Here is a 24,966-nt window from a genome sequence, read left to right on the forward strand (position 1 = left end):
AGCTTTAGAATTACATGTTTACTTCGGTAAATATTAGTTTTGAAGTCAGTATTCATTGAGCCGACAAAATCTTAAATTGAAGAGTTTGATCATGGCTCAGATTGAACGCTGGCGGCAGGCCTAACACATGCAAGTCGAGCGGAAACGACAACATTGACTCTTCGGATGATTTGTTGGGCGTCGAGCGGCGGACGGGTGAGTAATGCCTAGGAAGTTGCCCGGTAGAGGGGGATAACCATTGGAAACGATGGCTAATACCGCATAATCTCTACGGAGCAAAGCAGGGGACCTTCGGGCCTTGTGCTACCGGATACGCCTAGGTGGGATTAGCTAGTTGGTGAGGTAATGGCTCACCAAGGCGACGATCCCTAGCTGGTCTGAGAGGATGATCAGCCACACTGGAACTGAGACACGGTCCAGACTCCTACGGGAGGCAGCAGTGGGGAATATTGCACAATGGGCGAAAGCCTGATGCAGCCATGCCGCGTGTATGAAGAAGGCCTTCGGGTTGTAAAGTACTTTCAGTTGTGAGGAAGGGGGTAAGCTTAATACGCTTATCTCTTGACGTTAGCAACAGAAGAAGCACCGGCTAACTCCGTGCCAGCAGCCGCGGTAATACGGAGGGTGCGAGCGTTAATCGGAATTACTGGGCGTAAAGCGCATGCAGGTGGTTCATTAAGTCAGATGTGAAAGCCCGGGGCTCAACCTCGGAACTGCATTTGAAACTGGTGAACTAGAGTACTGTAGAGGGGGGTAGAATTTCAGGTGTAGCGGTGAAATGCGTAGAGATCTGAAGGAATACCAGTGGCGAAGGCGGCCCCCTGGACAGATACTGACACTCAGATGCGAAAGCGTGGGGAGCAAACAGGATTAGATACCCTGGTAGTCCACGCCGTAAACGATGTCTACTTGGAGGTTGTGGCCTTGAGCCGTGGCTTTCGGAGCTAACGCGTTAAGTAGACCGCCTGGGGAGTACGGTCGCAAGATTAAAACTCAAATGAATTGACGGGGGCCCGCACAAGCGGTGGAGCATGTGGTTTAATTCGATGCAACGCGAAGAACCTTACCTACTCTTGACATCCAGAGAAGCCAGCGGAGACGCAGGTGTGCCTTCGGGAGCTCTGAGACAGGTGCTGCATGGCTGTCGTCAGCTCGTGTTGTGAAATGTTGGGTTAAGTCCCGCAACGAGCGCAACCCTTATCCTTGTTTGCCAGCGAGTAATGTCGGGAACTCCAGGGAGACTGCCGGTGATAAACCGGAGGAAGGTGGGGACGACGTCAAGTCATCATGGCCCTTACGAGTAGGGCTACACACGTGCTACAATGGCGCATACAGAGGGCAGCAAGCTAGCGATAGTGAGCGAATCCCAAAAAGTGCGTCGTAGTCCGGATTGGAGTCTGCAACTCGACTCCATGAAGTCGGAATCGCTAGTAATCGTGAATCAGAATGTCACGGTGAATACGTTCCCGGGCCTTGTACACACCGCCCGTCACACCATGGGAGTGGGCTGCAAAAGAAGTGGGTAGTTTAACCTTTCGGGGAGGACGCTCACCACTTTGTGGTTCATGACTGGGGTGAAGTCGTAACAAGGTAGCCCTAGGGGAACCTGGGGCTGGATCACCTCCTTATACGAAGATATCGTTGATGAGTACCCACACAGATTGATGGTTTAGATTTAGTTAAAGCCAGAGCTTTAATTAATAACGCGAGTTATTGATTAAAGCTTTTTGCTTTATGCTCTTTAACAATTTGGAAAGCTGACTGATTGATTACTTACGAGTAATTCAATCAAATTTAAAAGTTCTCAATGTTTATCTTTAACTAGATAAACACAACAAACACATTCAAGTGTCTTGTATTCGAATCAAACTTTAGTTTGATTCACAATTGAGTCCGGCAAACAGTTATCAAGAATTAACCCTTCTTGATGACAACCAAAAACCTTGGTTAGTTGCCATACACAAGACCCTTTCGGGTTGTATGGTTAAGTGACTAAGCGTACACGGTGGATGCCTTGGCAGTCAGAGGCGATGAAAGGCGTAATAACTTGCGATAAGCCCAGATTAGGTAGTAATAACCTTTTGAGTCTGGGATTCCTGAATGGGGAAACCCACTTACATAAGTAAGTATCCTGTTGTGAATACATAGCAACAGGAGGCAAACCGGGGGAACTGAAACATCTAAGTACCCCGAGGAAGAGAAATCAACCGAGATTCCGAAAGTAGCGGCGAGCGAAATTGGATTAGCCCTTAAGCTTTTAATGATGCAGGTGAAGACTCTGGAAAGTGTCGCAACAAAGGGTGATAGCCCCGTAACCGACGCATCATAATCAGTGAAATCGAGTAGGGCGGGACACGTGATATCCTGTCTGAATATGGGGGGACCATCCTCCAAGGCTAAATACTACTGACTGACCGATAGTGAACCAGTACCGTGAGGGAAAGGCGAAAAGAACCCCTGTGAGGGGAGTGAAATAGAACCTGAAACCGTGTACGTACAAGCAGTAGGAGCACCTTCGTGGTGTGACTGCGTACCTTTTGTATAATGGGTCAGCGACTTAATTTTAGTAGCAAGGTTAACCGTTTAGGGGAGCCGTAGGGAAACCGAGTCTTAACTGGGCGTACAGTTGCTAGGATTAGACCCGAAACCAGGTGATCTAGCCATGGGCAGGTTGAAGGTTGAGTAACATCAACTGGAGGACCGAACCGACTAATGTTGAAAAATTAGCGGATGACTTGTGGCTAGGGGTGAAAGGCCAATCAAACCTGGAGATAGCTGGTTCTCCCCGAAAGCTATTTAGGTAGCGCCTCGGACGAATACTACTGGGGGTAGAGCACTGTTAAGGCTAGGGGGTCATCCCGACTTACCAACCCTTTGCAAACTCCGAATACCAGTAAGTACTATCCGGGAGACACACGGCGGGTGCTAACGTCCGTCGTGGAGAGGGAAACAACCCAGACCGCCAGCTAAGGTCCCAAAGTATAGCTAAGTGGGAAACGATGTGGGAAGGCTCAGACAGCCAGGATGTTGGCTTAGAAGCAGCCATCATTTAAAGAAAGCGTAATAGCTCACTGGTCGAGTCGGCCTGCGCGGAAGATGTAACGGGGCTAAGCTATACACCGAAGCTGCGGCTACGTACCTTAGGGTATGTGGGGTAGGGGAGCGTTCTGTAAGCCGTTGAAGGTGGTCTGTAAGGGCTGCTGGAGGTATCAGAAGTGCGAATGCTGACATGAGTAACGATAAAGGGAGTGAAAAACTCCCTCGCCGGAAGACCAAGGGTTCCTGTCCAACGTTAATCGGGGCAGGGTAAGTCGACTCCTAAGGCGAGGCCGAAAGGCGTAGTCGATGGGAAACAGGTTAATATTCCTGTACTTCTTATAATTGCGATGGGGGGACGGAGAAGGCTAGGTGAGCCTGGCGACGGTTGTCCAGGTCCAAGTACGTAGGCGGAAAGTTTAGGTAAATCCGGACTTTCATTAACGCTGAGATACGATGTCGAGCTACTACGGTAGTGAAGTCATTGATGCCATACTTCCAGGAAAAGCCTCTAAGCTTCAGATTATAAGAAATCGTACCCCAAACCGACACAGGTGGTCGGGTAGAGAATACCAAGGCGCTTGAGAGAACTCGGGTGAAGGAACTAGGCAAAATGGTACCGTAACTTCGGGAGAAGGTACGCTCTTATCAGTGAAGTCCCTTGCGGATGGAGCAGACGAGAGTCGCAGATACCAGGTGGCTGCAACTGTTTATTAAAAACACAGCACTGTGCAAAATCGTAAGATGACGTATACGGTGTGACGCCTGCCCGGTGCCGGAAGGTTAATTGATGGGGTTAGACTTCGGTCGAAGCTCTTGATCGAAGCCCCGGTAAACGGCGGCCGTAACTATAACGGTCCTAAGGTAGCGAAATTCCTTGTCGGGTAAGTTCCGACCTGCACGAATGGCGTAATGATGGCCACGCTGTCTCCACCCGAGACTCAGTGAAATTGAAATCGCTGTGAAGATGCAGTGTACCCGCGGCTAGACGGAAAGACCCCGTGAACCTTTACTACAGCTTGGCACTGAACATTGACCCTACATGTGTAGGATAGGTGGGAGACTATGAAATTGCGTCGCTAGATGTGATGGAGTCGTCCTTGAAATACCACCCTTGTATGCTTGATGTTCTAACGTCGGTCCCTGAATCGGGATTACGGACAGTGCCTGGTGGGTAGTTTGACTGGGGCGGTCTCCTCCCAAAGAGTAACGGAGGAGCACGAAGGTGGGCTAAACACGGTTGGACATCGTGTGGTTAGTGCAATGGCATAAGCCCGCTTGACTGCGAGAATGACAATTCGAGCAGGTGCGAAAGCAGGTCATAGTGATCCGGTGGTTCTGAATGGAAGGGCCATCGCTCAACGGATAAAAGGTACTCCGGGGATAACAGGCTGATACCGCCCAAGAGTTCATATCGACGGCGGTGTTTGGCACCTCGATGTCGGCTCATCACATCCTGGGGCTGAAGTCGGTCCCAAGGGTATGGCTGTTCGCCATTTAAAGTGGTACGCGAGCTGGGTTTAGAACGTCGTGAGACAGTTCGGTCCCTATCTGCCGTGGGCGTTGGAAAATTGAAAGGGGCTGCTCCTAGTACGAGAGGACCGGAGTGGACGAACCTCTGGTGTTCGGGTTGTCATGCCAATGGCATTGCCCGGTAGCTAAGTTCGGAATCGATAAGCGCTGAAAGCATCTAAGCGCGAAGCGAGCCTTGAGATGAGTTTTCCCTGACGCTTTAAGCGTCCTTAAGGGTTGTCGTAGACTACGACGTTGATAGGCAGGGTGTGTAAGTGCTGCGAGGCATTGAGCTAACCTGTACTAATTGCCCGTGAGGCTTAACCATACAACACCCAAGGGGTTTTGTGGACTCATAGAAATACCAGACCTTGAATGAGTTTGAAGAGAACAAAAACAGCTTTCCAGATTATTTTGCCTTCAGTTTTTAAACTGAAAGTAAAAGCAAAATTTGCTTGGCGACCATAGCATTGTGGACCCACCTGACTCCATGCCGAACTCAGAAGTGAAACACAATAGCGCCGATGGTAGTGTGGGGCTTCCCCATGTGAGAGTAGGACATCGCCAGGCTTTAATTTCGACTTTGTCTAGTTTCTAGACAAGTCACCATAGAGTTCTAAGTTTTCTTAGTATTTTATGTTGACTTTCAAAGTAGAAAGCGTATTATACGCGTCCTGCTTAAGTGCTAAGGCACTGAAAGCAAAGCTCTTTAACAATTTAAACCTATCAATCTGTGTGGGCACTCGTTGATGAATATCAAAATTTGTTTTGCAATAGCAAAGCAAGATTTCTTCGGAAATCAATTTGGTTTCAATGAACTGAGTGACCAATACAAAATTAAGTTTACTTAATTTTGGCACAGTCAATTCATTACCATTCTGTTGGAATGGTAATAGCTTTAGAATTACATGTTTACTTCGGTAAATATTAGTTTTGAAGTCAGTATTCATTGAGCCGACAAAATCTTAAATTGAAGAGTTTGATCATGGCTCAGATTGAACGCTGGCGGCAGGCCTAACACATGCAAGTCGAGCGGAAACGACAACATTGACTCTTCGGATGATTTGTTGGGCGTCGAGCGGCGGACGGGTGAGTAATGCCTAGGAAGTTGCCCGGTAGAGGGGGATAACCATTGGAAACGATGGCTAATACCGCATAATCTCTACGGAGCAAAGCAGGGGACCTTCGGGCCTTGTGCTACCGGATACGCCTAGGTGGGATTAGCTAGTTGGTGAGGTAATGGCTCACCAAGGCGACGATCCCTAGCTGGTCTGAGAGGATGATCAGCCACACTGGAACTGAGACACGGTCCAGACTCCTACGGGAGGCAGCAGTGGGGAATATTGCACAATGGGCGAAAGCCTGATGCAGCCATGCCGCGTGTATGAAGAAGGCCTTCGGGTTGTAAAGTACTTTCAGTTGTGAGGAAGGGGGTAAGCTTAATACGCTTATCTCTTGACGTTAGCAACAGAAGAAGCACCGGCTAACTCCGTGCCAGCAGCCGCGGTAATACGGAGGGTGCGAGCGTTAATCGGAATTACTGGGCGTAAAGCGCATGCAGGTGGTTCATTAAGTCAGATGTGAAAGCCCGGGGCTCAACCTCGGAACTGCATTTGAAACTGGTGAACTAGAGTACTGTAGAGGGGGGTAGAATTTCAGGTGTAGCGGTGAAATGCGTAGAGATCTGAAGGAATACCAGTGGCGAAGGCGGCCCCCTGGACAGATACTGACACTCAGATGCGAAAGCGTGGGGAGCAAACAGGATTAGATACCCTGGTAGTCCACGCCGTAAACGATGTCTACTTGGAGGTTGTGGCCTTGAGCCGTGGCTTTCGGAGCTAACGCGTTAAGTAGACCGCCTGGGGAGTACGGTCGCAAGATTAAAACTCAAATGAATTGACGGGGGCCCGCACAAGCGGTGGAGCATGTGGTTTAATTCGATGCAACGCGAAGAACCTTACCTACTCTTGACATCCAGAGAAGCCAGCGGAGACGCAGGTGTGCCTTCGGGAGCTCTGAGACAGGTGCTGCATGGCTGTCGTCAGCTCGTGTTGTGAAATGTTGGGTTAAGTCCCGCAACGAGCGCAACCCTTATCCTTGTTTGCCAGCGAGTAATGTCGGGAACTCCAGGGAGACTGCCGGTGATAAACCGGAGGAAGGTGGGGACGACGTCAAGTCATCATGGCCCTTACGAGTAGGGCTACACACGTGCTACAATGGCGCATACAGAGGGCAGCAAGCTAGCGATAGTGAGCGAATCCCAAAAAGTGCGTCGTAGTCCGGATTGGAGTCTGCAACTCGACTCCATGAAGTCGGAATCGCTAGTAATCGTGAATCAGAATGTCACGGTGAATACGTTCCCGGGCCTTGTACACACCGCCCGTCACACCATGGGAGTGGGCTGCAAAAGAAGTGGGTAGTTTAACCTTTCGGGGAGGACGCTCACCACTTTGTGGTTCATGACTGGGGTGAAGTCGTAACAAGGTAGCCCTAGGGGAACCTGGGGCTGGATCACCTCCTTATACGAAGATATCGTTGATGAGTACCCACACAGATTGATGGTTTAGATTTAGTTAAAGCCAGAGCTTTAATTAATAACGCGAGTTATTGATTAAAGCTTTTTGCTTTATGCTCTTTAACAATTTGGAAAGCTGACTGATTGATTACTTACGAGTAATTCAATCAAATTTAAAAGTTCTCAATGTTTATCTTTAACTAGATAAACACAACAAACACATTCAAGTGTCTTGTATTCGAATCAAACTTTAGTTTGATTCACAATTGAGTCCGGCAAACAGTTATCAAGAATTAACCCTTCTTGATGACAACCAAAAACCTTGGTTAGTTGCCATACACAAGACCCTTTCGGGTTGTATGGTTAAGTGACTAAGCGTACACGGTGGATGCCTTGGCAGTCAGAGGCGATGAAAGGCGTAATAACTTGCGATAAGCCCAGATTAGGTAGTAATAACCTTTTGAGTCTGGGATTCCTGAATGGGGAAACCCACTTACATAAGTAAGTATCCTGTTGTGAATACATAGCAACAGGAGGCAAACCGGGGGAACTGAAACATCTAAGTACCCCGAGGAAGAGAAATCAACCGAGATTCCGAAAGTAGCGGCGAGCGAAATTGGATTAGCCCTTAAGCTTTTAATGATGCAGGTGAAGACTCTGGAAAGTGTCGCAACAAAGGGTGATAGCCCCGTAACCGACGCATCATAATCAGTGAAATCGAGTAGGGCGGGACACGTGATATCCTGTCTGAATATGGGGGGACCATCCTCCAAGGCTAAATACTACTGACTGACCGATAGTGAACCAGTACCGTGAGGGAAAGGCGAAAAGAACCCCTGTGAGGGGAGTGAAATAGAACCTGAAACCGTGTACGTACAAGCAGTAGGAGCACCTTCGTGGTGTGACTGCGTACCTTTTGTATAATGGGTCAGCGACTTAATTTTAGTAGCAAGGTTAACCGTTTAGGGGAGCCGTAGGGAAACCGAGTCTTAACTGGGCGTACAGTTGCTAGGATTAGACCCGAAACCAGGTGATCTAGCCATGGGCAGGTTGAAGGTTGAGTAACATCAACTGGAGGACCGAACCGACTAATGTTGAAAAATTAGCGGATGACTTGTGGCTAGGGGTGAAAGGCCAATCAAACCTGGAGATAGCTGGTTCTCCCCGAAAGCTATTTAGGTAGCGCCTCGGACGAATACTACTGGGGGTAGAGCACTGTTAAGGCTAGGGGGTCATCCCGACTTACCAACCCTTTGCAAACTCCGAATACCAGTAAGTACTATCCGGGAGACACACGGCGGGTGCTAACGTCCGTCGTGGAGAGGGAAACAACCCAGACCGCCAGCTAAGGTCCCAAAGTATAGCTAAGTGGGAAACGATGTGGGAAGGCTCAGACAGCCAGGATGTTGGCTTAGAAGCAGCCATCATTTAAAGAAAGCGTAATAGCTCACTGGTCGAGTCGGCCTGCGCGGAAGATGTAACGGGGCTAAGCTATACACCGAAGCTGCGGCTACGTACCTTAGGGTATGTGGGGTAGGGGAGCGTTCTGTAAGCCGTTGAAGGTGGTCTGTAAGGGCTGCTGGAGGTATCAGAAGTGCGAATGCTGACATGAGTAACGATAAAGGGAGTGAAAAACTCCCTCGCCGGAAGACCAAGGGTTCCTGTCCAACGTTAATCGGGGCAGGGTAAGTCGACTCCTAAGGCGAGGCCGAAAGGCGTAGTCGATGGGAAACAGGTTAATATTCCTGTACTTCTTATAATTGCGATGGGGGGACGGAGAAGGCTAGGTGAGCCTGGCGACGGTTGTCCAGGTCCAAGTACGTAGGCGGAAAGTTTAGGTAAATCCGGACTTTCATTAACGCTGAGATACGATGTCGAGCTACTACGGTAGTGAAGTCATTGATGCCATACTTCCAGGAAAAGCCTCTAAGCTTCAGATTATAAGAAATCGTACCCCAAACCGACACAGGTGGTCGGGTAGAGAATACCAAGGCGCTTGAGAGAACTCGGGTGAAGGAACTAGGCAAAATGGTACCGTAACTTCGGGAGAAGGTACGCTCTTATCAGTGAAGTCCCTTGCGGATGGAGCAGACGAGAGTCGCAGATACCAGGTGGCTGCAACTGTTTATTAAAAACACAGCACTGTGCAAAATCGTAAGATGACGTATACGGTGTGACGCCTGCCCGGTGCCGGAAGGTTAATTGATGGGGTTAGACTTCGGTCGAAGCTCTTGATCGAAGCCCCGGTAAACGGCGGCCGTAACTATAACGGTCCTAAGGTAGCGAAATTCCTTGTCGGGTAAGTTCCGACCTGCACGAATGGCGTAATGATGGCCACGCTGTCTCCACCCGAGACTCAGTGAAATTGAAATCGCTGTGAAGATGCAGTGTACCCGCGGCTAGACGGAAAGACCCCGTGAACCTTTACTACAGCTTGGCACTGAACATTGACCCTACATGTGTAGGATAGGTGGGAGACTATGAAATTGCGTCGCTAGATGTGATGGAGTCGTCCTTGAAATACCACCCTTGTATGCTTGATGTTCTAACGTCGGTCCCTGAATCGGGATTACGGACAGTGCCTGGTGGGTAGTTTGACTGGGGCGGTCTCCTCCCAAAGAGTAACGGAGGAGCACGAAGGTGGGCTAAACACGGTTGGACATCGTGTGGTTAGTGCAATGGCATAAGCCCGCTTGACTGCGAGAATGACAATTCGAGCAGGTGCGAAAGCAGGTCATAGTGATCCGGTGGTTCTGAATGGAAGGGCCATCGCTCAACGGATAAAAGGTACTCCGGGGATAACAGGCTGATACCGCCCAAGAGTTCATATCGACGGCGGTGTTTGGCACCTCGATGTCGGCTCATCACATCCTGGGGCTGAAGTCGGTCCCAAGGGTATGGCTGTTCGCCATTTAAAGTGGTACGCGAGCTGGGTTTAGAACGTCGTGAGACAGTTCGGTCCCTATCTGCCGTGGGCGTTGGAAAATTGAAAGGGGCTGCTCCTAGTACGAGAGGACCGGAGTGGACGAACCTCTGGTGTTCGGGTTGTCATGCCAATGGCATTGCCCGGTAGCTAAGTTCGGAATCGATAAGCGCTGAAAGCATCTAAGCGCGAAGCGAGCCTTGAGATGAGTTTTCCCTGACGCTTTAAGCGTCCTTAAGGGTTGTCGTAGACTACGACGTTGATAGGCAGGGTGTGTAAGTGCTGCGAGGCATTGAGCTAACCTGTACTAATTGCCCGTGAGGCTTAACCATACAACACCCAAGGGGTTTTGTGGACTCATAGAAATACCAGACCTTGAATGAGTTTGAAGAGAACAAAAACAGCTTTCCAGATTATTTTGCCTTCAGTTTTTAAACTGAAAGTAAAAGCAAAATTTGCTTGGCGACCATAGCATTGTGGACCCACCTGACTCCATGCCGAACTCAGAAGTGAAACACAATAGCGCCGATGGTAGTGTGGGGCTTCCCCATGTGAGAGTAGGACATCGCCAGGCTTTAATTTCGACTTTGTCTAGTTTCTAGACAAGTCACCATAGAGTTCTAAGTTTTCTTAGTATTTTATGTTGACTTTCAAAGTAGAAAGCGTATTATACGCGTCCTGCTTAAGTGCTAAGGCACTGAAAGCAAAGCTCTTTAACAATTTAAACCTATCAATCTGTGTGGGCACTCGTTGATGAATATCAAAATTTGTTTTGCAATAGCAAAGCAAGATTTCTTCGGAAATCAATTTGGTTTCAATGAACTGAGTGACCAATACAAAATTAAGTTTACTTAATTTTGGCACAGTCAATTCATTACCATTCTGTTGGAATGGTAATAGCTTTAGAATTACATGTTTACTTCGGTAAATATTAGTTTTGAAGTCAGTATTCATTGAGCCGACAAAATCTTAAATTGAAGAGTTTGATCATGGCTCAGATTGAACGCTGGCGGCAGGCCTAACACATGCAAGTCGAGCGGAAACGACAACATTGACTCTTCGGATGATTTGTTGGGCGTCGAGCGGCGGACGGGTGAGTAATGCCTAGGAAGTTGCCCGGTAGAGGGGGATAACCATTGGAAACGATGGCTAATACCGCATAATCTCTACGGAGCAAAGCAGGGGACCTTCGGGCCTTGTGCTACCGGATACGCCTAGGTGGGATTAGCTAGTTGGTGAGGTAATGGCTCACCAAGGCGACGATCCCTAGCTGGTCTGAGAGGATGATCAGCCACACTGGAACTGAGACACGGTCCAGACTCCTACGGGAGGCAGCAGTGGGGAATATTGCACAATGGGCGAAAGCCTGATGCAGCCATGCCGCGTGTATGAAGAAGGCCTTCGGGTTGTAAAGTACTTTCAGTTGTGAGGAAGGGGGTAAGCTTAATACGCTTATCTCTTGACGTTAGCAACAGAAGAAGCACCGGCTAACTCCGTGCCAGCAGCCGCGGTAATACGGAGGGTGCGAGCGTTAATCGGAATTACTGGGCGTAAAGCGCATGCAGGTGGTTCATTAAGTCAGATGTGAAAGCCCGGGGCTCAACCTCGGAACTGCATTTGAAACTGGTGAACTAGAGTACTGTAGAGGGGGGTAGAATTTCAGGTGTAGCGGTGAAATGCGTAGAGATCTGAAGGAATACCAGTGGCGAAGGCGGCCCCCTGGACAGATACTGACACTCAGATGCGAAAGCGTGGGGAGCAAACAGGATTAGATACCCTGGTAGTCCACGCCGTAAACGATGTCTACTTGGAGGTTGTGGCCTTGAGCCGTGGCTTTCGGAGCTAACGCGTTAAGTAGACCGCCTGGGGAGTACGGTCGCAAGATTAAAACTCAAATGAATTGACGGGGGCCCGCACAAGCGGTGGAGCATGTGGTTTAATTCGATGCAACGCGAAGAACCTTACCTACTCTTGACATCCAGAGAAGCCAGCGGAGACGCAGGTGTGCCTTCGGGAGCTCTGAGACAGGTGCTGCATGGCTGTCGTCAGCTCGTGTTGTGAAATGTTGGGTTAAGTCCCGCAACGAGCGCAACCCTTATCCTTGTTTGCCAGCGAGTAATGTCGGGAACTCCAGGGAGACTGCCGGTGATAAACCGGAGGAAGGTGGGGACGACGTCAAGTCATCATGGCCCTTACGAGTAGGGCTACACACGTGCTACAATGGCGCATACAGAGGGCAGCAAGCTAGCGATAGTGAGCGAATCCCAAAAAGTGCGTCGTAGTCCGGATTGGAGTCTGCAACTCGACTCCATGAAGTCGGAATCGCTAGTAATCGTGAATCAGAATGTCACGGTGAATACGTTCCCGGGCCTTGTACACACCGCCCGTCACACCATGGGAGTGGGCTGCAAAAGAAGTGGGTAGTTTAACCTTTCGGGGAGGACGCTCACCACTTTGTGGTTCATGACTGGGGTGAAGTCGTAACAAGGTAGCCCTAGGGGAACCTGGGGCTGGATCACCTCCTTATACGAAGATATCGTTGATGAGTACCCACACAGATTGATTAGGTTTAGAAAGTAAAAGAGACGAAGAACTCCCAAGTTCTTCAATATCCAGTGTCCCGTTCGTCTAGAGGCCTAGGACACCGCCCTTTCACGGCGGTAACAGGGGTTCGACTCCCCTACGGGATACCATCTTTAAATGTTCTTTTATAAGAATTTTTAAAAATGGTTACTTCATTATGAAGTGATTCGCTCTTTAACAATTTGGAAAGCTGACTGATTGATTACTTACGAGTAATTCAATCAAATTTAAAAGTTCTCAATGTTTATCTTTAACTAGATAAACACAACAAACACATTCAAGTGTCTTGTATTCGAATCAAACCTAGTTTGATTCACAATTGAGTCCGGCAAACAGTTATCAAGAATTAACCCTTCTTGATGACAACCAAAAACCTTGGTTAGTTGCCATACACAAGACCCTTTCGGGTTGTATGGTTAAGTGACTAAGCGTACACGGTGGATGCCTTGGCAGTCAGAGGCGATGAAAGGCGTAATAACTTGCGATAAGCCCAGATTAGGTAGTAATAACCTTTTGAGTCTGGGATTCCTGAATGGGGAAACCCACTTACATAAGTAAGTATCCTGTTGTGAATACATAGCAACAGGAGGCAAACCGGGGGAACTGAAACATCTAAGTACCCCGAGGAAGAGAAATCAACCGAGATTCCGAAAGTAGCGGCGAGCGAAATTGGATTAGCCCTTAAGCTTTTAATGATGCAGGTGAAGACTCTGGAAAGTGTCGCAACAAAGGGTGATAGCCCCGTAACCGACGCATCATAATCAGTGAAATCGAGTAGGGCGGGACACGTGATATCCTGTCTGAATATGGGGGGACCATCCTCCAAGGCTAAATACTACTGACTGACCGATAGTGAACCAGTACCGTGAGGGAAAGGCGAAAAGAACCCCTGTGAGGGGAGTGAAATAGAACCTGAAACCGTGTACGTACAAGCAGTAGGAGCACCTTCGTGGTGTGACTGCGTACCTTTTGTATAATGGGTCAGCGACTTAATTTTAGTAGCAAGGTTAACCGTTTAGGGGAGCCGTAGGGAAACCGAGTCTTAACTGGGCGTACAGTTGCTAGGATTAGACCCGAAACCAGGTGATCTAGCCATGGGCAGGTTGAAGGTTGAGTAACATCAACTGGAGGACCGAACCGACTAATGTTGAAAAATTAGCGGATGACTTGTGGCTAGGGGTGAAAGGCCAATCAAACCTGGAGATAGCTGGTTCTCCCCGAAAGCTATTTAGGTAGCGCCTCGGACGAATACTACTGGGGGTAGAGCACTGTTAAGGCTAGGGGGTCATCCCGACTTACCAACCCTTTGCAAACTCCGAATACCAGTAAGTACTATCCGGGAGACACACGGCGGGTGCTAACGTCCGTCGTGGAGAGGGAAACAACCCAGACCGCCAGCTAAGGTCCCAAAGTATAGCTAAGTGGGAAACGATGTGGGAAGGCTCAGACAGCCAGGATGTTGGCTTAGAAGCAGCCATCATTTAAAGAAAGCGTAATAGCTCACTGGTCGAGTCGGCCTGCGCGGAAGATGTAACGGGGCTAAGCTATACACCGAAGCTGCGGCTACGTACCTTAGGGTATGTGGGGTAGGGGAGCGTTCTGTAAGCCGTTGAAGGTGGTCTGTAAGGGCTGCTGGAGGTATCAGAAGTGCGAATGCTGACATGAGTAACGATAAAGGGAGTGAAAAACTCCCTCGCCGGAAGACCAAGGGTTCCTGTCCAACGTTAATCGGGGCAGGGTAAGTCGACTCCTAAGGCGAGGCCGAAAGGCGTAGTCGATGGGAAACAGGTTAATATTCCTGTACTTCTTATAATTGCGATGGGGGGACGGAGAAGGCTAGGTGAGCCTGGCGACGGTTGTCCAGGTCCAAGTACGTAGGCGGAAAGTTTAGGTAAATCCGGACTTTCATTAACGCTGAGATACGATGTCGAGCTACTACGGTAGTGAAGTCATTGATGCCATACTTCCAGGAAAAGCCTCTAAGCTTCAGATTATAAGAAATCGTACCCCAAACCGACACAGGTGGTCGGGTAGAGAATACCAAGGCGCTTGAGAGAACTCGGGTGAAGGAACTAGGCAAAATGGTACCGTAACTTCGGGAGAAGGTACGCTCTTATCAGTGAAGTCCCTTGCGGATGGAGCAGACGAGAGTCGCAGATACCAGGTGGCTGCAACTGTTTATTAAAAACACAGCACTGTGCAAAATCGTAAGATGACGTATACGGTGTGACGCCTGCCCGGTGCCGGAAGGTTAATTGATGGGGTTAGACTTCGGTCGAAGCTCTTGATCGAAGCCCCGGTAAACGGCGGCCGTAACTATAACGGTCCTAAGGTAGCGAAATTCCTTGTCGGGTAAGTTCCGACCTGCACGAATGGCGTAATGATGGCCACGCTGTCTCCACCCGAGACTCAGTGAAATTGAAATCGCTGTGAAGATGCAGTGTACCCGCGGCTAGACGGAAAGACCCCGTGAACCTTTACTACAGCTTGGCACTGAACATTGACCCTACATGTGTAGGATAGGTGGGAGACTATGAAATTGCGTCGCTAGATGTGATGGAGTCGTCCTTGAAATACCACCCTTGTATGCTTGATGTTCTAACGTCGGTCCCTGAATCGGGATTACGGACAGTGCCTGGTGGGTAGTTTGACTGGGGCGGTCTCCTCCCAAAGAGTAACGGAGGAGCACGAAGGTGGGCTAAACACGGTTGGACATCGTGTGGTTAGTGCAATGGCATAAGCCCGCTTGACTGCGAGAATGACAATTCGAGCAGGTGCGAAAGCAGGTCATAGTGATCCGGTGGTTCTGAATGGAAGGGCCATCGCTCAACGGATAAAAGGTACTCCGGGGATAACAGGCTGATACCGCCCAAGAGTTCATATCGACGGCGGTGTTTGGCACCTCGATGTCGGCTCATCACATCCTGGGGCTGAAGTCGGTCCCAAGGGTATGGCTGTTCGCCATTTAAAGTGGTACGCGAGCTGGGTTTAGAACGTCGTGAGACAGTTCGGTCCCTATCTGCCGTGGGCGTTGGAAAATTGAAAGGGGCTGCTCCTAGTACGAGAGGACCGGAGTGGACGAACCTCTGGTGTTCGGGTTGTCATGCCAATGGCATTGCCCGGTAGCTAAGTTCGGAATCGATAAGCGCTGAAAGCATCTAAGCGCGAAGCGAGCCTTGAGATGAGTTTTCCCTGACGCTTTAAGCGTCCTTAAGGGTTGTCGTAGACTACGACGTTGATAGGCAGGGTGTGTAAGTGCTGCGAGGCATTGAGCTAACCTGTACTAATTGCCCGTGAGGCTTAACCATACAACACCCAAGGGGTTTTGTGGACTCATAGAAATACCAGACCTTGAATGAGTTTGAAGAGAACAAAAACAGCTTTCCAGATTATTTTGCCTTCAGTTTTTAAAACTGAAAGTAAAAGCAAAATTTGCTTGGCGACCATAGCATTGTGGACCCACCTGATCCCATGCCGAACTCAGAAGTGAAACACAATAGCGCCGATGGTAGTGTGGGGCTTCCCCATGTGAGAGTAGGACATCGCCAGGCTTTAAATTATAATCTTTAGGTTGACCAACCTGGAGATATGGACGCTCACTTAGTGAGTTGACCACTGCGGAGTGGTAGTTCAGTTGGTTAGAATACCGGCCTGTCACGCCGGGGGTCGCGGGTTCGAGTCCCGTCCACTCCGCCACTATTTGAAAAGCCCTAGTCTTACGACTAGGGCTTTTTTACGTTTAAGGTATTAGTAGTTGAATTCATAATTTTTCTAACGGCACTTTTGCTCTTCAAACAATTTTCTAGGTAGAGTTGATAGCTCTTAGAGGCTTACTAGCTATGAAAGATATATTTTGTACATATACTCGGTTGCGAATTTCTCAGAACTTAATACTCCGTCTAAATTTACCCATCAAAACGATAGAATTAATTAAGCGCACTTATATATATCATGTTTGGCGCTCACTTATTTAAAAAACAGGTACAGTAAAGTTATGGACTTTCATGTGACTCAAGTTTCGATCGAAGAATTCTTTACCATTAATTGTAGCTGTAGATCTTCTGGATATTAGAGGGATATAACGCAGATATTTTGTTTTTAAACGATGAATATCTGTTTAGCTGATGGAGTTTAACTGTAAGGTTATATGTAATATAGCAGCTTATAGCTGCTATATTTGCGGTTATCTTACGTTACTCTCTTTCGGCAAGTTTTGCTTTTTCTATCATAGGAGTGATTGTTGAGCCTTGAATCAAAATAGAAAAAACAACAACTGAGTAGGTCATCACAAGAATAATCTCTTTTACATCGATGAGTTTATCAGGAATAACAAGGACTCCTGATGGTATCGATAATGCCATTGCAAGAGCTAATCCACCCCGTAACCCGCCCCATGTCAGTATCTTTACCGCCCAAGGGTTATACTCTCTGTAGCGTTTAAACCCTAAGTATGAAATGTAGACACTTAGGTAACGTGCTCCTAAGACTAACGGAATTGAAAAAGCCATTAATATCCAGTCTTCTTTATGAAAATCAAAAAGCAGCATAGACATACCGATAAGTAAGAATAGGACACCATTTAGGAATTCATCGATGAGCTCCCAGAAATGATCTAAGTGTTCTTCGCTTTCTTTAGAGAAGCCAATAAAGCGTGTCCAATTTCCTATCATAATGCCAGATACGACCATGGAAAGAGGACCTGACACATGTATAACGTCTGCAAACACGTACCCAGCAGTTGGAATTCCTATTGTCAGTAACAGTTCCATTGAATGGTCATCAGTTGCACTGATTAGGTAATGGAATAGGAGACCCAATGCGAAGCCATAAACAATGCCACCAATTGCTTCTTGTGCGAATAACATACTGACACTGCCTACTGTTGGTGTTTCTGTGCCAAAGGCTATGGTGAAAATAGTCACGAAGATCACTAAACCGAATCCATCATTGAATAATGATTCTCCTTCAATTTGAGTTGAAATACGTTTGGGCGCATCCAACTTTTTGACAATGGCGAGAACGGCAATCGGATCGGTTGGCGATATTAATGAACCAAACAATAGGCAGTATATAAAATCAAATTCAATTCCTATGAGATGACAAAATCCGTATAGGACTCCGCCAATGAAAAATGTAGAAAAGAGTGTTGCCCCTAAAGCAAGCACTGTAATTTCCCATTTTTGATCTTTTAGGTTTGGAAGCTTAATGCCTAATCCACCGGCAAAAAGTAAAAAACCTAGAATCCCCTTAAGTAAGAAGTCTTCGAAATTAATACTTGCTACTGTTTCTGAGGCGAGTTGGGATAGTTGAAACCAATCGTTTTGCCCTGCAATTAAAATCAGTAGCGACAGCATCATTGATCCTGCTGTAATTGCGATAGTTGTTTGCATCTTACCTATTTTGCTATTTATAAATGCTATGAGCATTGCTGCTGCAGAAAGGAAGCAAAGCGTATAGTAGACCGACATATTGAGCTCTTATTGTGTAACAAATTATTACATAAGATTCTCATTTTTAAGTGAGTAAATAGCAACCACTTTTTGTCATGCTATTGTGAATTTGGCTTATTAGTCTTTTACAAAATTAAAGCTATTTTAGACGTCTAGATTTCTACTTTTTATATGGTAGGATGGATGGATAACTAAAGGAATGAGGCTGTACTGTGGGAAGTAATATTAGACAACAAATTGTTGCTCAATTAGAACAGAGAATTTTGCTGATTGATGGTGGTATGGGCACTATGATTCAGGACTACAAGTTAGAAGAGAATGATTATCGAGGAGATCGTTTTGCTGATTGGCATTGTGATCTTAAAGGTAATAATGACTTGCTTGTGCTTTCTAAGCCTCAACTCATCAAAGATGTTCATAACCAGTACTTGGAGGCTGGGGCTGATATCTTAGAAACGAACACATTTAATGCAACTACCATTGCCATGGCTGACTATGACATGGAAAGCCTTAGTGAAGAGATCAATTTCGCTGCGGCAAAACTCGCTCGTGAAGCTGCAGATGAATGGACTGCTAAAACTCCAAAGAAACCTAGGTATGTTGCAGGTGTTCTTGGACCTACTAATAGAACCTGTACGATATCTCCGGATGTGAACGACCCTGGATTTCGGAATGTTACGTTTGACGAATTAGTTAAGGCTTACTCTGAGTCAACCCGTGCACTTATTAAAGGTGGTGCGGACCTTATCTTAATTGAAACTATCTTTGATACTCTTAATGCTAAAGCTTGTTCTTTTGCTGTTGAAACCGTATTCGATGAAGATGGTATTATTTTACCAGTGATGATCTCCGGTACAATTACTGATGCTTCAGGGCGAACTCTTTCTGGCCAAACAACAGAAGCTTTCTACAATGCTTTACGCCATGTAAAACCGATATCCTTTGGTCTTAACTGTGCATTAGGTCCGGATGAATTACGTGAATACGTGAGTGAACTCTCTCGTATTTCTGAATGCAGTGTTTCTGCTCACCCAAATGCTGGTTTGCCTAATGCTTTTGGTGAGTATGACCTTTCCCCTGAAGATATGGCAGAGCATGTTAAAGAATGGGCTGAAAGTGGCTTCCTCAACCTAATTGGTGGTTGTTGTGGTACTACACCAGAACATATTCGTCAAATGGCAGAGGTCGTTGAAGGCGTTAAACCTCGCCAGTTACCCAACATTCCAGTAGCTTGCCGGTTGTCAGGCTTAGAGCCTCTTACTATTTCAAAAGAATCTTTATTTGTTAACGTTGGTGAACGAACCAACGTAACTGGTTCTGCACGTTTCAAACGATTGATAAAAGAAGAACTGTACGATGAAGCATTGAGTGTTGCTCGCGAACAGGTTGAAAATGGTGCACAAATCATCGATATCAACATGGATGAAGGTATGCTTGATGCAGAAGCTTGCATGGTTCGCTTCTTAAATCTATGTGCTTCAGAACCTGAGATATCTAAAGTACCAGTCATGGTTGATTCTTCAAAATGGGAAGTAATTGAGGCAGGTCTTAAATGTATTCAAGGTAAAGGCATCGTAAACTCCATCTCTTTGAAAGAAGGCAAAGAGAAATTTGTTGAACAAGCTAAACTTGTGCGACGTTATGGGGCTGCTGTCATTGTGATGGCATTTGACGAAGTTGGTCAGGCTGATACAAGAGAACGAAAATTAGAAATCTGTACGAATGCCTATAACATTCTTGTCGATGAAGTTGGTTTCCCACCTGAAGATATTATCTTTGACCCGAACATTTTCGCTGTTGCTACTGGTATTGATGAACATAACAATTATGCGGTTGATTTCATTGAGGCTGTCGGTGATATCAAACGAGATTTACCCCATGCAATGATATCAGGCGGCGTGTCTAACGTTTCATTCTCATTCCGAGGAAATAATTACGTACGTGAAGCTATTCATGCCGTATTCCTATATCACTGTTTTAAAAATGGTATGGATATGGGGATCGTTAATGCTGGGCAACTAGAAATTTATGACAACGTTCCTGAAGACTTAAGAGAAGCAGTTGAAGATGTCGTTTTAAACCGTCGTGATGATTCGACTGAACGCTTGCTAGATATTGCGACAGAGTACTTAGAACGTGCTGTTGGAAAAGTTGAAGACAAATCAGCGCTGGAGTGGCGAACTTGGTCTGTGGAGAAGCGTTTAGAGCATTCTCTAGTCAAAGGGATTACTGATTTCATTGTCGAGGATACAGAAGAAGCTCGCGTGAATGCTTCTCGCCCTATTGAGGTAATTGAAGGTCCCTTAATGGATGGCATGAACGTTGTCGGTGACTTGTTTGGTGAAGGTAAAATGTTCTTGCCTCAAGTGGTTAAATCCGCTCGAGTAATGAAGCAAGCTGTTGCTCATTTAGAACCTTTTATTAACGCGACTAAAGATGTGGGAGCCACAAACGGTAAGATCCTACTTGCAACAGTTAAAGGTGATGTTCACGATATCGGTAAGAATATTGTAGGAGTTGTGCTTCAGTGTAATAACTATGAAATTATCGATCTTGGTGTCATGGTTTCTTGTGAAAAAATTCTTAAAGTAGCCAAAGAAGAAAATGTCGACATTATCGGTCTTTCGGGGTTAATTACTCCCTCTCTTGATGAAATGGTTCATGTTGCCAAAGAGATGGAACGACAGGGTTTTAAGCTTCCATTGCTCATTGGTGGTGCAACAACATCAAAAGCGCACACCGCTGTTAAAATTGAACAAAACTATTCGGAGCCAGTTGTGTACGTTAACAATGCATCTCGTGCCGTAGGTGTGTGTACTTCTTTGCTGTCGGATGAACTAAAACCTGATTTTGTTGAAAAGTTAGAGTTAGATTATGAGCGGGTTCGTGATCAGCATAATCGTAAAAAACCAAGAACCAAACCAGTATCCTTAGAAAGAGCAAGAGCTAATCGAGTGAATATTGATTGGGCTAACTACACACCGCCAGCTCCGACTAACCCTGGTGTTCACATCTTTGATGACTTCGATATTAAGACGTTACGAGAGTATATAGATTGGACTCCTTTCTTTATGACGTGGTCGTTAATGGGTAAATACCCTGCAATTCTTGATCATGAAGAAGTCGGTGAAGAAGCTAAGCGTTTATATAAAGACGCAAATGAACTGCTAGATCGAGTTGAGAAAGAAAAATTACTCGAGGCTCGTGGTATGTGTGCGATGTTTCCAGCCAATAGCGTTGGTGATGATATTGAGGTTTACACTGATGAGTCTCGAACTGAGGTACTCAAAGTATTGTATAACCTTCGTCAGCAAACTGAAAAACCGAAAGGCTTTAACTACTGCTTATCTGATTACATCGCACCTAAAGAAAGTGGAAAACCAGACTGGATTGGTGGTTTTGCTGTGACGGGTGGTATTGGTGAACGTGAATTGGCTGATGAATATAAAGCGAATGGCGATGATTACAATGCCATTATGATTCAAGCTGTCGCGGATCGCTTAGCCGAAGCTTTTGCTGAGTACCTCCATAAAGAAGTGCGTAAGAATATTTGGGGTTATTCTCCGGATGAAAACTTAACCAATGATGATTTAATCCGCGAAAAATACCAAGGTATTCGCCCAGCACCTGGTTACCCAGCTTGTCCAGAGCATACTGAGAAGGGAACGTTGTGGGAATTAATGGATGTTGAGAAGGCAATAGATATGTCTTTAACAACTAGTTACGCCATGTGGCCCGGCGCCTCTGTTTCAGGTATGTACTTCTCACACCCTGACTCTCGCTACTTTGCTATTGCTCAAATACAACAAGACCAAGTGGAAAGTTATGCTGATCGCAAAGGTTGGGATATGTTAGAAGCTGAAAAATGGTTAGGTCCAAACATTAACTAGTGTTATCTGGACTGATATCGATTAAAAAGGGTTGCTGATGGGCAACCCTTTTTATTTTTTGAAACGTTTAATCTGAGGTTAGTCTTCAAAAAGCTCTTTGTGTAATTTTTGGATAGCAGCACGAGAAACCGATTCATGAAGCAAGAAGCATAAGTTATGCGGGCTTGCTCCATAGCAAATCATTCGCAAGTTAAAATCTTCTAGTGTTCCGAAAACTTGTTTAGCATAGCCTTTACTCTCACTCATATTGTTACCAATTAGAGCAACTAAACATAGGTTATGTTCTATATCTACAGTACATAACTCTTCCAGCTCTTTTCTGGCGATTTCTGGAAGCTCGGGAGCGCCACCTGATGTGTCTGTTTGATCAAGAGTTAAAGATACGCTGATCTCTGACGTGGTGATTAGATCTACAGATATCTTATGTTTTGCGAGAATCTCAAACACTTTGGCTAAAAAGCCATAAGCATGGAACATGTTAGCACTGCGTAAAGTGACCATTGTTTGATTACAACGTAAAGCTAAAGCTCTGAATAGAGGAGAGCTTTCCACTTGCTGACGAATCCAAGTTCCTCCTTTTTCAGGTTCTTTAGATGAGCCAACGAAAACAGGTATTTGATGACGTAAAGCTGGTACAAGGGTTGAAGGGTGTAGAATTTTTGCACCAAAATTCGCCATCTCAGAAGCTTCACTAAAGCTAATTTCAGGAATAGGAGAGGCTTTTGGTGCGATTCGAGGATCGGTTGTGTAAATCCCAGGAACATCGGTCCAAATTTCTAGCCCAGATGCTTGGACAGACTCTGCAATTAATGCTGCTGAGTAATCACTTCCACCTCGACCTAATGTTGTGGTGTTTCCGTCGCTGTCCGCACCTATGAACCCTTGTGTGACAACTACTTGAGAATGACACAATGGGATTAGCTTTTCTGTTGCTAATGATGAAATCTCATCTAATAGCGGTTCAGCTTTACCAAAAGCATTGGTTGTTCTTAGTACTTCACGAATATCAAAGCGCACAGCTTGCGTGCCTCTTTCGCGCAATATTTGAGCGAGAAGGTGAGTTGACATTAGTTCACCACAAGCAACAAGGTGATCGGTGAGTTTTGCACTCGACTGGAATGATGCAGCTTCTGCGGCGCTAGCGATGTTATCTAAAATGGTGTGAATATCTTTTTCAACGGCAACAGGATCAGCAAGCTCATCCAAAATTGCATGGTGAATTTCAGTTAATTGGCGGAGCAGTTCTGATCTGCGAGTTTTATCTTGAACACCATTGGCAAGTTCGACTAAAAGATTAGTTACGCCTGAACAAGCACTGCTCACTATGAGTTTTGTATTTGGGTTGTTTTCGATAATAGCAGCACAACGGCTCATTGATTCAAAGTTGGCAACACTTGTTCCACCAAACTTAGCGACATTAAAAGAACCAGCTACATTAATTGCGCTCACGATGTTTCTCCCACGACTTCCTAAATAAAATTACGGTTGGTAATCCAACATCCAATGTTTGAAGAGAGTTTTTGAGCAATTAGAGAGGTATTAATAGAATTGTAAACCTCAGAAGCTCTTCACCATATAGAAATGATGACAGTCGACGGGATTCAACCCAATCAACCGATAACACGAGCCCACATGCTTGTATTATCTCGGCATTGCTCCCCCTGAATATTTTGTATTGGAAATGAGGTTCCACAAAATATCTGCCTGGGCAATGCTCCTCTTCTGCTTGATAGCCATTTCATTGAACGTTTTTGTGATAAGAATGTCAATCGGTAACTGAATATAAATAGTAAATTAAATTTAACAACTTTGTGACACTGGTTTGACCTCATACTTACGGCTAATTGATGCCTGTGAAAAATTGTTTTAGTGTGGATATCTAAATCACTGACTCAGGGATGCACATGTCTAGTTTTCACTCTCCAAATTCTCTCCAAAGCTTTATTCCTCCTCAACGAACGTTAATGGGACCAGGACCTTCCGATATTTCGCCTCAAGTTCTTCAAGCGCTTAGTCGCCCAACTATAGGTCACCTTGACCCTTTATTTATTGGCATGATGGATGAACTTAAGCAGCTATTGAAATATGCCTTCCAAACTGAAAATGAATTCACAATTGCTGTCTCTGCGCCAGGTAGTGCGGGTATGGAAACCTGCTTTGTTAACTTGATAGAACCAGGTGAAAAAGTCGTAGTTTGCCGAAATGGTGTCTTTGGAGAACGCATGCGTGAAAACGTAGTACGTTGCGGTGGTGAAGCCATTTTAGTTGATGATGAATGGGGTGCTCCTGTTTCTGTTGAAAAAATCGAGCAGGCACTAAAAGCCAACCCTGATGCAGTTGCAGTGGCATTTGTACATGCAGAAACTTCTACAGGTGCACTTTCTGATGCTGAGGCTATTTCTCAGGTTGCAAGGCAGTATGATGCGCTTTCTATTGTTGATGCTGTGACTTCTCTTGGTGGTGTGCCTTTACTTGTTGATGAGTGGCAGTTGGATGCAGTTTATTCAGGTAGTCAAAAATGCTTGTCGTGTGTGCCAGGGCTATCTCCTGTGACCTTATCTAAAAAAGCAGTGGATAAAATACAAAAGCGTGAGACCCCTGTACAAAGTTGGTTTTTAGACCAAAGCCTTGTCTTAGGATATTGGAGTGGAGAAGGGAAGCGTAGTTACCATCACACGGCTCCTGTAAATAGCTTATATGCTCTACATGAATCCTTAGTTGCGCTTAAAAATGAAGGGCTTGAACAAGCTTGGGCAAGACATCAAAGCATGCACAATAAGCTAAAGGTTGGGCTTGAAAAACTAGGCTTTTCGTTTGTGGTTTCTGAAGGTAGCCGCTTACCTCAATTGAATGCTATTTATATACCTGAAGGCACTGATGAAGCTAAAGTTAGAGGAGACTTACTTGAACAGTACAACCTAGAAATTGGCGCAGGGCTGGGTTCATTAGCTGGAAAGGCTTGGCGTATTGGTTTAATGGGCTATGGTGCTAGAAATGAAAATGTTTCTCTATGCTTGAGAGCTCTAGAGGAAGTAATGAACTAGCTGGTAACTAGTT

4 protein-coding genes, 2 tRNA genes, 9 rRNA genes and 1 riboswitch are annotated in these 24,966 nt (G+C 46.2%); of the genes, 13 read left to right on the top strand and 2 right to left on the bottom strand.

All coding sequences use genetic code 11. The annotated features are described in order from the left end of the window. The first annotated feature begins 73 nt into the window (after nt 1–73). The 11 genes from OCU78_RS01595 (at nt 74) to OCU78_RS01645 (ending at nt 16,265) form a co-directional block, all read left to right on the top strand. Nucleotides 74–1,628: ribosomal RNA gene (locus OCU78_RS01595) — 16S ribosomal RNA — on the top strand. A gap of 354 nt (nt 1,629–1,982) precedes the next feature. Continuing rightward, nucleotides 1,983–4,876: ribosomal RNA gene (locus OCU78_RS01600) — 23S ribosomal RNA — on the top strand. Between the two features lie 126 nt (nt 4,877–5,002). Then, nucleotides 5,003–5,118, top strand: a 5S ribosomal RNA gene (gene rrf / locus OCU78_RS01605). A gap of 397 nt (nt 5,119–5,515) precedes the next feature. Further along, nucleotides 5,516–7,070, top strand: a 16S ribosomal RNA gene (locus tag OCU78_RS01610). 354 nt (nt 7,071–7,424) lie between these two features. Continuing rightward, nucleotides 7,425–10,318, top strand: a 23S ribosomal RNA gene (locus tag OCU78_RS01615). A 126-nt stretch (nt 10,319–10,444) separates the two neighbouring features. Beyond that, nucleotides 10,445–10,560 (top strand): 5S ribosomal RNA (rrf, locus tag OCU78_RS01620). A 397-nt stretch (nt 10,561–10,957) separates the two neighbouring features. Then, nucleotides 10,958–12,512: ribosomal RNA gene (locus tag OCU78_RS01625) — 16S ribosomal RNA — on the top strand. Nucleotides 12,513–12,603: 91 nt separating this feature from the next. Next, a tRNA-Glu gene (locus OCU78_RS01630) sits at nt 12,604–12,679 on the top strand. Nucleotides 12,680–12,983: 304 nt separating this feature from the next. Further along, nucleotides 12,984–15,877, top strand: a 23S ribosomal RNA gene (locus tag OCU78_RS01635). 127 nt (nt 15,878–16,004) lie between these two features. Next, a 5S ribosomal RNA gene (rrf, locus tag OCU78_RS01640) occupies nt 16,005–16,120 on the top strand. Together the 16S, 23S and 5S rRNA genes with 2 tRNA genes alongside form the textbook arrangement of a ribosomal RNA operon. A gap of 68 nt (nt 16,121–16,188) precedes the next feature. Then, nucleotides 16,189–16,265: transfer RNA gene (locus tag OCU78_RS01645), tRNA-Asp, on the top strand. 497 nt (nt 16,266–16,762) lie between these two features. Here the strand turns inward: OCU78_RS01645 and OCU78_RS01650 are convergent. Next, entirely contained in the window at nt 16,763–18,037 is a 1,275-nt protein-coding gene (locus tag OCU78_RS01650) for a cation:proton antiporter (RefSeq protein ID WP_137374381.1), read from the bottom strand. A gap of 194 nt (nt 18,038–18,231) precedes the next feature. Here OCU78_RS01650 and metH point away from each other — a divergent pair, with 194 nt between their 5' ends. Beyond that, the gene (metH, locus tag OCU78_RS01655) at nt 18,232–21,909 is read left to right on the top strand and encodes a methionine synthase (protein WP_137374382.1); all 3,678 of its coding nucleotides are present in this window, start codon (nt 18,232–18,234) and stop codon (nt 21,907–21,909) included. 78 nt (nt 21,910–21,987) lie between these two features. Here metH and lysC read toward each other — a convergent pair whose 3' ends face one another. Then, the gene (gene lysC, locus OCU78_RS01660) at nt 21,988–23,358 is read right to left on the bottom strand and encodes a lysine-sensitive aspartokinase 3 (protein ID WP_137374383.1); all 1,371 of its coding nucleotides are present in this window, start codon (nt 23,356–23,358) and stop codon (nt 21,988–21,990) included. A gap of 104 nt (nt 23,359–23,462) precedes the next feature. Continuing rightward, nucleotides 23,463–23,639, bottom strand: a riboswitch (Lysine riboswitch). 174 nt (nt 23,640–23,813) lie between these two features. Between lysC and OCU78_RS01665 the strand changes: the two genes are divergently transcribed. Then, nucleotides 23,814–24,953 (top strand): pyridoxal-phosphate-dependent aminotransferase family protein, encoded by a 1,140-nt coding sequence (locus OCU78_RS01665; RefSeq protein WP_137374384.1) that lies wholly within the window; start codon nt 23,814–23,816, stop codon nt 24,951–24,953. Nucleotides 24,954–24,966 lie beyond the last annotated feature (13 nt).

Source organism: Vibrio gallaecicus, from assembly GCF_024347495.1.
Lineage (GTDB): Bacteria > Pseudomonadota > Gammaproteobacteria > Enterobacterales > Vibrionaceae > Vibrio > Vibrio gallaecicus.